We start from the raw sequence: 11,597 nt of genomic DNA, 5'->3' as shown, positions 1-11,597 counted from the left end.
ATGCGAAGGATCGAGCCGATGAAGGTGTTCATCCACGTCTTCCTGTTCCTGTGCACGCTCGCGGTGCTGCTGCCGCTCGTCAATCTGCTCGCCGTCTCCCTGACGGACCCGGCCTACGCCCATCTCATGGACGGGCTCGATCTGTGGCCGAAGAAGTTCTCGCTGTTCACCTACGAGGTGCTGCTGAAGAACCGGCTGATCGCCGGCGGGCTCCTGAACTCGGTGTTCATCACGGCGGCGGGCACGCTGCTCAATCTGCTGCTGACGACGATGGCGGCGTACGTGATCGCGCGGAACGATTTTTACGGCAAAGGCCTCGTCGTGTTCTTCCTGATCGTCATCCTGGTGTTCGAGCCGGGCCTCATCCCGGAATATCTGCTCGTGAAGGAGCTCGGGCTTATCAACACCTACGCGGTGCTCATCCTGTACAAGGGCATCAACGTGTACTACCTGTTCATCATGATGCGCTATTTCCAGGATGTGCCGAACGAGCTGCTCGAGGCCGCCAGGATCGACGGCGCGGGCCATCTGCGCATTTACGCGCAGGTGATGCTGCCGCTCTCGAAGGCCGGCATCGCGACGCTGGGCCTGTTCTACGGCGTGTTCCACTGGAATGAATATTTCCGTTCGATGATCTACATCTCGGACCAGCGCAAATGGCCGCTGCAGGTGGTGCTCCGCCAGTTCGTCATCCGTCAGGACAACGCGACGATCCTGGGCGGCTACGAGCACCTGTTCGGCGGCACGATCGTCGATTTCGACGCCCTGCAGGCGGGAACGATCATCATCGCGATTGTGCCTCTGCTGCTGCTCTATCCCATGATTTTGAAATATTACGCGAAGGGCGCGATGGAAGGCGGTGTGAAGGAATAATGGACGTCTAGGGGTTATCGGAACGCAAGCGGCAAGATTCCGGCCTGGAAGACCATCAAAAATCGCATTTCGAGGGGTGCTGGAAAAGATGAAACGCTGGAAAAGCCTGATCGCACTGACGGTCTGTCTCCTGCTCGTGCTCACGGCGTGCGGCACGGGCGGCAAATCGGACAACGCGGGGCCCGAGAACCCGCCTTCGGGCCCGGCTTCGAACGAACCGGCGGGCGGCTCGTCCGAGCCTTCGGCGGAACCGGTCACGATCCGGATCGTCATCAAGGACGTCTCCGCTTCCAATCCGCTGTACGCGCGGTATTTCGACACGCTGGAAGCGGAGCTGCTGGAACATGAAGGGCTGCATGTGCAATTCGAGATCGTCGAGCTGCCGCAGGGCAACTACGCGGAGAACCTGAACCTGCTGCTCCTGGGCGGCGACATTCCGGATCTCATCTACTTCCAGGGCGGCGACCAGCCGATCGCGGCGCAGGGGCTGCTGGAAGACCTCCGTCCGTATATCGAGAACTCGAAATATCTGAAAGGCATCATGATGGAGCACAACGTCAAGCGGATCGAGAACTATCCGTACCTGCTCTGGATCAAGCCGGTGACGCCGAAGGTGCCGGTCGTCCGGGCCGATTGGTTCAACGAACTGTCGACGGGGCGGGCGCTCCTGGACAATCCGACGGTGGACAACTATTACGCGTTCTTCCGGGAGCTCGTCGATTCGGGCAAGGCGAAGTACGGTATCACGGTCGCGGGCGATCTCGCCGAGATCGACTTCATCTTCAACGAGGCGTTCGGCATCACCTCGACCTGGCTGAAGAAGGATGACGGCACCTACGAGCATTCGCTCGTGTCCGAGGCGGAGAAGAACAAGCTCGCGTTCTACAACCGGCTGTACCGGGAAGGCCTGCTCGACAACGAGTATATGACGAAGCAGTGGGACACGAAGGAAGACGCGTTCTACAAGGGCGACGCGGGCGTCGTCGTCGGCACGGCGGGCAAGGTCCTCGACCTGTACGAGGGCCGCATGAAGGAGCTGAACGGGGATCAGGCCGGCCTCGTCGTGCTGCCGCCGGCGAAGGGCGTCTCGCAGGGCTTCGGCGCGACGGACGTCACGAAGGAATCCCGCGGCTTCGCGATCTCCGCGCTGTCCGAGCACAAGGACATCGTGTTCCGGGTGCTCGACTTCCTCGCGGGCCCCGAGGGGCAGACGCTTGACCGGCTCGGCTTCGAAGGGCAGCACTACAACGTGGTGGACGGCAAGGCGGTGCTGACGGAAGCCTACTTCAGCGAATGGTACGCGTCCTTCTGGGAGCCGATCGAGGTGAACACGTCGATTCCGGTGGACGGCTCGCTGCTCGGTCCGGCGGGGCAAGAATCGCTCGAGATCTCGGCGCAGTTCTTCAAGGAAGACAACAACTTCGCGATTCCGGAGGAATACGTCGCGACCTGGGACGCGCTTTCGAATCTGTACAAGGAATACGCGGCCGACATCATCTCCGGCAAGCGGCCGGTTGACGACTTCGCGAAGTTCGTGGAGGCCTGGTACGCGAACGGCGGCAGGGAGCTTGCGGATTACGCGAACAGCGTGCTGAAATGAATCGGAATTTCATGATCATGTGGGCTTGACGGCCCGTGGAGGAGTGCGCGGCGGATGAAGGTTTTCCGGGACAAAGTCAGGGGAGTGGTGGCCGGCGTCGCGCTCGGCGATGCGATGGGAGCGCCGGTCGAGAAGCTGAGCTTCGATCAGATCCGGGAGCGGTACGGGAAGATCGACTCGATCATGACCCGGTGGTACAAGGCGGATCTCGACGAGGAGACGCGCCTCGGGCGGATGCGCGGCTACGGCATCATCACCGACGACACGCTGATGACGCTCGCGCTGATGCGCGTGTACCGGACCGAGCGCCGGCATCTGGATGCCTGGGACATGGCGAACGAGTTCGTGAAGGAGATCGCGTTCCGCAAGGTCTGGGTGCCCGAATTGGGGAAGGAGACGACGATTCTCGAGCGGCTCTTCTATCCCGAAAAATATATCTTCATCCGCCACGTGCTCGCGAACTGCGAGCCGCGCGAAGGCGGGATCGGCAACATGGTGAACTGCGGGGCGGCGATGTACATCGCGCCGGTGGGCATCGTCAACGCGGGCGATCCGAAGGCCGCGTACGACGAGGCGATCCTGTTCGCGATGGGGCATCAGTCCAGCTACGGCCTCGAGGCGGCGGGCGTCATGGCGGCCTGCGTCGCGAAGGCGATGGAGCCGGGCTGCACGGTCCGGGACGTGCTCGATACGGCGCTCGCGTACGCGAAGGACGGCACCCGGCTCGCGATCGGGGCGTGCCTGGACGTCGCGGACGGGCTGAAGCGGAAGGGCGCATGGTCCTACGAGGAGGCGGTCCGGCGGCTGCACGAGGCCCTGCTGCCCTACTCGCCGATGGGGGACGACGTGCACCGCCATATCGACAAGGTCGGCAGGCCGAGCAACCACTACGCGCCGAGCCGGCTCGGCAGCATCGAGGAGCTGCCGGTCGCGCTCGCCTTCATCCATCTGCGCGACGGCGAACTGTATCCGGCCCTGAGCGACGGCGTCAGCTCCGGCCGGGACACCGACTCGATCGGCGTCATGATCGGCGCGATTCTCGGGGCCATGCACGGGATCGGCGCATTCCGCCGCGAGGATCTCGAGCAGATCGACCGCGCGAACCGCTTCGACCTGATGGCCCAGAGCGACGCCTTCGCGGAGGCGGCGGCCGAGATCATCCGCCGGGACCTGGACAGGCTCGAGCGGAGACGGGCCGTGCTCGGCTGAATTTCAGATGCGAACCGAACTTATCCGAAATGCCGAAACCGAACGGGGGTGCGGAGAGGAACCATGCTGCCCGCAAATTATTTGGAGCGCGTATACGCCGGATTTCTCGGCATGAATATCGGCATCCGCCTCGGGGCGCCCCTCGAGCCGGAGGTGTGGACCTTCGAGCGGATCGAGCGGGTGTACGGGGACATCCGGGACTATGTGAAGCCGTATCGCACGTTCTCCGCGGATGACGACGCGAACGGCCCCGTTTTCTTCATGCGGGCGCTGTATGACGACGCGACGGACCGGGAACTCACGGCGCGGGACGTCGCCCGCGCGTGGCTGAACTACACGCGGGAAGGCGTCGGCATGTTCTGGTGGGGAGGCGTCGGCGTCAGCACCGAGCATACGGCTTACATGAATCTGCGAAACGGCATCGAGGCGCCGGCTTCGGGATCGATCGCCGTGAACGGGGAAGTGCTGGCGGAGCAGATCGGCGGGCAGATTTTCGTCGACGTCTGGGGGCTCCTGTGGCCGGGCGACATGGACCGGGCGGCCGACTGGGCGGAGCGCGCGGCCAGCGTGTCCCACGACCGCAACGGCCTGTACGGCGCGCGCTTCATCGCGGCCTGCATCGCGAAGGCGTTCACGGCGGACGACATCCGGGAGGTGGTGGAGTCGGCCCTCGGCGTCATTCCGGCGGATTCGCTGTACGCCGCGGTGGTGCGGGCGGTCATCGATTTCCACGACCGGCATCCGCACGACTGGCGCGCGTGCCGCCGGTATCTCGAGGCGGAATGGGGCTACGACCGGTACGGCGGGGTCTGCCACATCATTCCGAACGCGGGGGTGTGCGCGCTGGCGCTGCTGTACGGCGGGGGCGATTTCGCCCGGACGGTGGAGATCGCGGCGATGTGCGGCTGGGATACCGACTGCAACGCGGGCAGCGTCGGCACGATCACGGGCGTGCTGCGCGGGCTCAAGGGCATTCCCGGGCATTACCGGCGGCCGGTCAACGACTGCATCGTCGCCAGCAGCGTGTCGGGGTATCTGAACATCGTCGATTTGCCGACGTTCTGCAAGGAGCTGGTCCTCCTGTCGTATCGCCTGCACGGGCTCGAGGCGCCGCGGAAGCTGAAGGAAAGCGTGCGGTTCGGCGAGCTGTACTTCGACTTCGATCTGCCGGGCTCGACCCACGGCTTCCGTACGAGCAATCCCTTCAAGACGCCGGTGCTGCGCCATACGCGGCGGGTGCGGGACGGCGAAAGCGGCGGGTCGCTGGAGGTGATCTTCGACCGGATCACGAATACGGAAAGCGCCAGGATTTATTACAAGCCGTTTTACCGCCGCGAGGACTTCGACGACGAGAAGTACAAGCCGACGTTCGCGCCGCAGGCATACAGCGGGCAGACGGTCGAATTCCGGCTGCGCCTGGACCGGTGGGAGGGCGCGCCGCTCCGGATCACGCCCTATGTCCGGGACACGCACACGAAGGAAGTGATCGCGCTTGATCCCGTGGAGCCGGCAAGCGGCGAGTGGTTCACGCTCGGCTTCGAGGTGCCGGATCTGGCGGGCAGCTTCGCCGACGAGATCGGGCTCATCCTCGATTCGCCGGCGGCCACGGCCGCATCCCGCGCGTTCGGCGCGCTCCATATCGGGCGGATGCGCGTCCATGGCGGCGGGCGGTACGCGATCGACTGGAACAAGCAGGCGGTCGAGTTCACCTCGGTGACGCCGATGGCCCAGCACCGCGGCGAATGGAGCCTGCGGGACGGACGGCTGCATTACCGGGCGGAGGGATACGCCGCGGCCTTCACGGGCAACTATTACACGCGGGACGCGGAGATCGAGGCCGAATTCACGCCGCTCGCCGGCGAGTCCCATGGTCTCGTGGTCCGGGCGCTCGGCGTCGAGCGGTGCTACTGGCTCGGATTGTCGGAAGGGGGCACGGCGTCGATCCGGAGGAACGATTTCGGCTGGACGGAGCTGGCGTCGGCGGCCTTCCCCTGGGTGACCGGCCGCACCTACCGCCTGAAGGCCGTCGTCCGGGGCGCGTCGCTCCGGCTCTTCGTCGACGACCGCCTCGTTCTGGAGGCGGAGGACGGCAGGTTCACGCACGGGATGTACGGCGTCGCTTCGCTGCGGGACGCGGAGGGCGACGTCGGCACGTTCCGCGTGCGGTCATTTTCCGTATGAATCGGGAAGGCGGAGGGATGGCGTCATGAAGCAAATCGTCGTCGTCGGCAGCATCAACATGGACCTCGTCGCGAACGTGGAGGCTTTTCCGAAGCCGGGCGAGACGATTCCGAGCTTGGGCGTCGCGTATCTGCCGGGCGGCAAGGGGGCCAATCAGGCGGTCGCGGCCGCGCGCAGCGGCGCGCGCGTGAAGATGGTCGGCGCCGTCGGCACGGACAGCTTCGGCCAGACGCTGCTCGACAGCCTGGCCGCAAGCGGCGTGGACACCTCGGGCGTCCTGCGGAAAGAGGGGCATTCCGGGCTCGCGATCATCACGGTCGACCGCGGGGGCGAGAATTGCATCGTGCTGGCGGGCGGCAGCAACCGGGTGTTCGGGTTCGGCGAGATCGAGGACCGGATCCCCTGGGACGACGCGTTCGCCGTGCTGCTGCAGAACGAGATCGACTGGCCGGCGACGGAGGCCGTCATGCGGGAGGCGAGGCGGCGGGGCGTGCCGGTCTGGTTCAATCCCGCGCCGGCCCTGAAGCCGGAGCGGGAGGTGCTCGGCCTGATCGACACGTGCGTGCTGAACGAGACGGAGATCGAGGTGCTGACCGGCGAGCGGGTGTCCGGCCCGGAGGACGCGGCGCGGGCGGCCGGGCTGCTGGCGGAGGCCGGCGTGTCGCAGGTGGTGGTGACCCTCGGCGACAAGGGCTGCGTGCGGGTCGGACGGGACGGCGGCACCGTCCATGTGCCGGCGTTCCGGGTGCGGGCCGTGGACACGACGGCGGCGGGCGACACGTTCATCGGCGCGCTGGCGGCGGCTTCGTGCGAGGGCAAGCCGGTGCCGGAGGCGCTGCGGTTCGCTTCGGCCGCCGCGGCGCTGGCCGTGACGCGGCCGGGCGCGCAGGCGTCGATCCCGGCCCGGGAAGAGACGGAGCGGATGCTGGCGGGATCGTGACAAATCGCGTGCGGCGGGGGCATGGATTTTATGACGCCAATCGGCCCGCCGCAATTTTTTTTGACCGGATAGGCAAATGCCGGGAAATCGCGCATATACATACAGTACAACCTGCCCTGTCCCTTCCGCGTCGGGAGGAAGCGGGGCCTTGGCTGGGAGCGCATCTTCCTCCGGGTCCGGCGGAGACCGGCACCCGAGGCGTCCTTACGGCGCCGGGGAGGTGATCACATGGACACTCTTCCAATTTGTCATGGCGATGATGGCCTTCGGCACGTTTTTGCTGACGCTGCTGAGGTTCATTTTCGACCACCATGACAAAAACCGAAAGTAAACGTGCCCCATGCCGAGGTTGACGGTCACTTGCTCCAGTTACCCGACCGGAGGAAGCGTTGACCCCCGTCCAAGATGAGGTTGTGTGCCGGCAGCCGCCGGACAAGGGAGCCTGGGCCCCGGGCCCGGGCCATTCTTTGGTTCCCGGAATCCCGAAGCGGCCTATGCCGCGTGTCATGGACACGCCCATGGCGCCTGCGCAACGCGCGGCGGGCGGCATCCGCCGTCCCGGACCGGGTCTACCGGCCGGGCGACGGCCGGCCGATGAGCCGCGGTCCCGTGCACGCGCGGGGATTCGGCTCGCCGGGACGGATCGCGAGCCAGGCGATGATCGTCGATACGGCGCCGGCCCCCGCGAGGCACCAGAACAGCGGGGCGGCGTCCGGACGGCCGAGCAGCGCGGCGGCCGGCGGGCCGAGGGCGACGCCCGCGAACCGCATGCTGCTGTAGAACGAGCTGACGGTGCCGCGGTGCTCCTCGTCGATCCCTTCCGTGATGAAGGCGTCGAGGCAGGGCAGCGCGGCGCCGATGCCGAGCCCGGCGGCCCCGAACAGGGCAAGCTGCAGCCAGACGCCGTCCGCGGCGGCGCAGGCGCCCGCCGCGCAGGCCGACAGCGCGAAGCCGGTGACGGCGACGGCCTTCATCCGGCGCTTCCGATCGCCGATCCATTTGCCCGCAAGCCAGGAAGCCGCGCTGAGCACGGCGAGCGGAAGGGCGAGCACGGCGCCTTTCCACACGCCGGACAGGCCGAGCCGGTCCTCCAGGACGTCCGACAGATGGACAAGCCCGGCGAACAGCATGAACATGCCGAGTCCGCCGAGCGCGCAGACGGCGAACAGCCAGCGGCCGTGCCGCCGGAAAATGCTCCGCAGCGCGCGCAGGAACGCCGCCAGAGGCTGCGGTTCAGCCTGCCGCGCGGGCGCCCGGACCAGCAGTGCGACGAGCAGCGCCGAGGCCGCCGCGAACACCGGTATCGCCGCGAACGGCGCGTACCAGGCCAGCATCGCGAGGGCGGAGCCGATGATCGGGCTGAGGACCTTGCCGAAGGTGTTCGAGGTCTCGATCAGGCCGAGGGCTTCGCTCACCTGTTCCTTGCGCTTGAACCGATCGCCGACGAGCGGCATGACGACCGGGGCCGCCCCGGCGGCGCCGATGCCTTGCAGGACCCGTCCGGCCAGCAGATACGGATACGGAGGCTTGAACCAGATGACGGCGGCGGTGCAGACGGCGCCGCCGATGCCGGCCAGGATGAGGCACGGCAGGATGACGCGCTTTCGTCCGATCCGGTCGGACAGCCAGCCCGCGGGCGGGATGAAGAGGATCGCCATCACCGAAAAGACGGTGATGATCAGGCCGGTCTGGAAGGGCGTCAGCTCCAGCTCGCGGCGGATGGCCGGCAGCACGGGAATGAGCATCGAGTTGCCCAGCGTCATGATGAGCGGTATGGAAGCCAGCGCGAACAGCGCGCCACGTTTCGTACGGCTCACACCGGATCCCCCGTTTCGGGTGGTGTCGGAGGGAGCGCCGCATCCGGTTGTCCGGCAGCGCGCGCAGTAACAGGGATAGCGTGCGCCGCGGGGAAAGGTTTCATGCAAGCGGGTGCACCGGCGGAGGACGGAAGGGGGAAGGGGGGACGCAGGTGCGCCCGGACAACGTCCGGACAAGACGCAGACGAACATGAAAGAAGCCTGCGGCGAACGGACGCGACGGTCCAGCCGGCAGGCTTCGCGTGCTTTTCGCTTGCTTATATGGGTGAAGGATGGGTTTCACCTTAAGTAGGGGCTACAGCCAGGTGAACACCGGTTCCTCGTCAGCGGCGCGGACGGGGATGTGCGGGAAGAGGGCCGCAAGCCGGCGCGCGAGCAGGCGCATGCCCGGCCGCTCGCTCTCGCCGTGGCCGATCGCGATGAGCGCCTTCGCCCGGCCTTGCCGCGCGGCGTCGCGGGCGTATTCCGGCGCCTCCCATTCCGGGCCTTCGCCGCAGATGACGAGGTCGACGCCCTCGCGTCCGAAGAGCGGAATCGCGTTCGCGCCGCCGCCGCGGTAGCCGACGAGCAGGCCGATCCGCCGGCACGGGGCGTCCGGGTCGCCGGCGACGCGGACGAACCGGAGGCCGAGGCGCAGCTTCAGCTCCCCGGCGACCGCGCGCACGGTCGTCGGCTCGCGCTCGATGATCGCCGCCTCCGGCTCGTGCCGGACGCGATCATGCGTCCAGCCGAGCGCCTCGAGCAGGCCCTCCGCGATGCCGTCCGGGCTGTATCGGTGGATGTGGTCGTGGAGCCGGTAGACGGCCAGCCCCGATTCGCGGATGAAGCCGCTTTTCGCCCGGTAGACCGGATCATCCGCGATGGTCTTGGCGAAGGAAAGATGATGGCTGTAGAACGGCCCCTCGTGGGCGATGACGAGGTTCGCGCCCGAAGCGCGCGCCTCCTCCAGCACGCGCTGCGAGGGCATGAACGCGGTCACGATGCCCTTCACTTCGTCGTCGGGATCGCCGGACAGCAGCCCGTCCACCGTCTGTCCGACCGGCCCGGCGGGTCCCGTCACCGCCGCGATCACGTCGCGGATGGTCGTGCGCATCGGATGCGGGACTCCTTCCGCGTCAGACGAGGTCGCAGGCTTCGGGCGGCATCCAGTGCGCGTCCTTGCCTTCCCATTTCACGTTGCAGCCGATCGGGTTCGTGAGCGGCACCCGGACCGGCCGGCCGGCGATGACGTCCGCCAGCGCGTTGTCGAGGTCGTTCACGGTCATCTTCGACGTGTCGCGCGGATTGTCCACGCCGCGTCCCGTGTAGACGAGCTTGCGTTCCTCGTCGAAGACGAAGAAGTGCGGCGTCCGGAGCGCGCCGTACGCCAGCGCGACTTCCTGCGTCTCGTCGCGCAGGTAGACCCACGGGAAGCGGTGCTCCTCCATGCGCTTCACCATGTTCTCGAAGGAATCCTCCGGCTTCGTGTTCGCGCTGTTCGAGTTGATGCCGACGAAGCGGACGCCGTGCGGCGCGTATTTGAGCGCGGTCGCTCGGGTCACCTCGTCCGAGCCGATGACATACGGGCAGTGATTGCAGGTGAAGAAAATGACCAGCACGCGCGCGTCCTTGAAATCATCCAGCGAATAGGTGCGTCCGTCCGTAGCGGGCAGGCGGAAATCGGGAGCCCGCTCGCCGAGCTGAAGCGTGAATGCCATGGTTCATCCCTCCTTGCCGCCCATTATACAGCAACCCCCGGGAAAAAGTAATGCGGCGCCGGACCTTGATGTCGGACGTCGGCGGGAGCGGATTGCGGGGCTGCGGGAACGGGACCTCGGCGGGCGCCGGGGTGCGCGGCAAGCCGAAAAAGGAAAAAAGGACAGAAAGGCGGCCCCCCGAGCGGAGGGCCGCAAATTCCATCTATTTGGAGAAGGGGAGCGTGACCACCCTATCCATGGCGACGGCGTCAGACCGTCTTCGGCGCCGTCGTGCCGCCGCCGACCACGTCCGCGCCCTTGCGGCCGAAGAGTTTCCTCCAGCCGGCCTTGAGGAGCGGCATCAGCCAGCGGTCGAGGCCGAACGCCCCGGCGTTGGCGCCGGCGATGAAAATCAGCGCGCCCAGCAGGATCATCCACGGGTTCGTGCTGACGGTGCCCGCGAACAGGAACAGGAAGTTGAGCATCAGGCCGAAGAAGGTGGCCGCCAACGTCAGCGCGCCGAGGATGAGGCCGAGGCCGATCAGGAATTCGCCGACCGGGACCAGGAAGTTGATCAGTTTGACGTTCGGCAGCGCGAAATGCTTGATGAACGCCGTGTACGTCGGATAGACGGCTGCGCCGGTCGCCTTGTCGACGACGGGGTTTTCCACCGCCCGGGTCAGGAAGCCGGTGGCGTCAAACCCGTCCACCAATTTGTGCCAGCCCGCCTCGAGCCAGAGCCAGCCGATGTACAGCCGGAGCAGCAGGACGGCGCCCGCCGCGTATCGGTTTTCCCTCCAGAATTTCATCATGGCCGTTCACTCCTTGTTGGTATGGGATGGACTTGCGACCGACGTCGGTGTTTTCCTTGTTTTTTCGCTTTCAGTGTACAATGGCGACGCACGGCTGCATGTGATAAAAATCACAAAATTCGTGAAATTTTTCACAAATTTGTGACGGCGGATCGGAAGGCGGTGGGCAAACGGGAACATCGCGGTATCAGCGGAGACGGAGGGGGTTCGGCGGGTTAGAGTAAAATTTGCGTGGGGGTAAAGTCTGGAAAAAGCGAACATAGAACATAGAAAAAGAGCTTCTCCCTTGGTAAAGTGAATTTGCTGAAACACGCACCAAGAGGAGGAAGCTCCTATGCAGCACTTTACCACAATCATTCCCACAATGAAAGAGCTTGAGCAGTGGATGTTGCGGGAGATGCAGGAAGCGTTCGCCAGCGCGATGAAGACAGCGCTGGAGATGTTTGATCAGATCATCCTTGAGCAAAGGGATCGCCAGCGTTTTCGCGT

10 protein-coding genes are annotated in these 11,597 nt (G+C 65.9%); 6 read left to right on the top strand and 4 right to left on the bottom strand.

Annotation, left to right across the window (positions count from 1 at the left end):
- The 5 genes from A9Z00_RS01150 (at position 1) to rbsK (ending at position 6,803) form a co-directional block, all read left to right on the top strand.
- Positions 1-873 carry a carbohydrate ABC transporter permease gene (locus A9Z00_RS01150; protein WP_296973474.1) on the top strand — a complete coding sequence of 291 codons (873 nt, stop codon included), beginning with the start codon at positions 1-3 and terminating at the stop codon, positions 871-873.
- Positions 874-961: 88 nt separating this feature from the next.
- Positions 962-2,473, top strand: a complete 1,512-nt coding sequence (locus A9Z00_RS01145; RefSeq protein WP_296973472.1) for an extracellular solute-binding protein — start codon at positions 962-964, stop codon at positions 2,471-2,473.
- A 54-nt stretch (positions 2,474-2,527) separates the two neighbouring features.
- Positions 2,528-3,682, top strand: a complete 1,155-nt coding sequence (locus A9Z00_RS01140) for an ADP-ribosylglycohydrolase family protein (RefSeq protein WP_296973469.1) — start codon at positions 2,528-2,530, stop codon at positions 3,680-3,682.
- A gap of 63 nt (positions 3,683-3,745) precedes the next feature.
- On the top strand, positions 3,746-5,863 hold the full coding sequence (locus A9Z00_RS01135) for an ADP-ribosylglycohydrolase family protein (RefSeq protein WP_296973466.1): 2,118 nt from the start codon (positions 3,746-3,748) through the stop codon (positions 5,861-5,863).
- Between the two features lie 25 nt (positions 5,864-5,888).
- The gene (rbsK, locus tag A9Z00_RS01130) at positions 5,889-6,803 is read left to right on the top strand and encodes a ribokinase (protein ID WP_296973464.1); all 915 of its coding nucleotides are present in this window, start codon (positions 5,889-5,891) and stop codon (positions 6,801-6,803) included.
- A 569-nt stretch (positions 6,804-7,372) separates the two neighbouring features.
- Here rbsK and A9Z00_RS01125 read toward each other — a convergent pair.
- The 4 genes from A9Z00_RS01125 to A9Z00_RS01110 all read right to left on the bottom strand — a co-directional run bounded on the left by A9Z00_RS01125 (position 7,373) and on the right by A9Z00_RS01110 (position 11,108).
- Positions 7,373-8,620 carry an MFS transporter gene (locus A9Z00_RS01125; RefSeq protein ID WP_296973461.1) on the bottom strand — a complete coding sequence of 416 codons (1,248 nt, stop codon included), beginning with the start codon at positions 8,618-8,620 and terminating at the stop codon, positions 7,373-7,375.
- Between the two features lie 295 nt (positions 8,621-8,915).
- Positions 8,916-9,713 (bottom strand): Nif3-like dinuclear metal center hexameric protein, encoded by a 798-nt coding sequence (locus A9Z00_RS01120; protein ID WP_296973460.1) that lies wholly within the window; start codon positions 9,711-9,713, stop codon positions 8,916-8,918.
- 22 nt (positions 9,714-9,735) lie between these two features.
- Positions 9,736-10,317, bottom strand: a complete 582-nt coding sequence (locus A9Z00_RS01115; RefSeq protein WP_296973457.1) for a thioredoxin family protein — start codon at positions 10,315-10,317, stop codon at positions 9,736-9,738.
- 248 nt (positions 10,318-10,565) lie between these two features.
- Entirely contained in the window at positions 10,566-11,108 is a 543-nt protein-coding gene (locus A9Z00_RS01110; RefSeq protein ID WP_296973455.1) for a DoxX family protein, read from the bottom strand.
- Between the two features lie 334 nt (positions 11,109-11,442).
- Here A9Z00_RS01110 and A9Z00_RS01105 point away from each other — a divergent pair.
- The coding region (locus A9Z00_RS01105) for a UPF0236 family transposase-like protein (RefSeq protein ID WP_296973636.1) at positions 11,443-11,597 on the top strand (155 nt) is incomplete at its 3' end.

The sequence above is a fragment of the Thermobacillus sp. ZCTH02-B1 genome (assembly GCF_002159085.1).
Taxonomy (GTDB): domain Bacteria; phylum Bacillota; class Bacilli; order Paenibacillales; family Paenibacillaceae; genus Thermobacillus.
Note: the sequence above shows the minus strand (reverse complement) of the source record. Positions and strands in the feature narration are given on the sequence as shown.

Excerpts from the sequence above, each read along its gene's own strand:
- A9Z00_RS01150 (WP_296973474.1), top strand. The coding sequence starts at position 1 with ATGCGAAGGATCGAGCCGATGAAGGTGTTCATCCACGTCTTCCTGTTC.
- A9Z00_RS01145 (WP_296973472.1), top strand. The coding sequence starts at position 962 with ATGAAACGCTGGAAAAGCCTGATCGCACTGACGGTCTGTCTCCTGCTC.
- A9Z00_RS01140 (WP_296973469.1), top strand. The coding sequence starts at position 2,528 with ATGAAGGTTTTCCGGGACAAAGTCAGGGGAGTGGTGGCCGGCGTCGCG.
- A9Z00_RS01135 (WP_296973466.1), top strand. The coding sequence starts at position 3,746 with ATGCTGCCCGCAAATTATTTGGAGCGCGTATACGCCGGATTTCTCGGC.
- rbsK (WP_296973464.1), top strand. The coding sequence starts at position 5,889 with ATGAAGCAAATCGTCGTCGTCGGCAGCATCAACATGGACCTCGTCGCG.
- A9Z00_RS01120 (WP_296973460.1), bottom strand. The coding sequence starts at position 9,713 with ATGCGCACGACCATCCGCGACGTGATCGCGGCGGTGACGGGACCCGCC.
- A9Z00_RS01115 (WP_296973457.1), bottom strand. The coding sequence starts at position 10,317 with ATGGCATTCACGCTTCAGCTCGGCGAGCGGGCTCCCGATTTCCGCCTG.
- A9Z00_RS01110 (WP_296973455.1), bottom strand. The coding sequence starts at position 11,108 with ATGATGAAATTCTGGAGGGAAAACCGATACGCGGCGGGCGCCGTCCTG.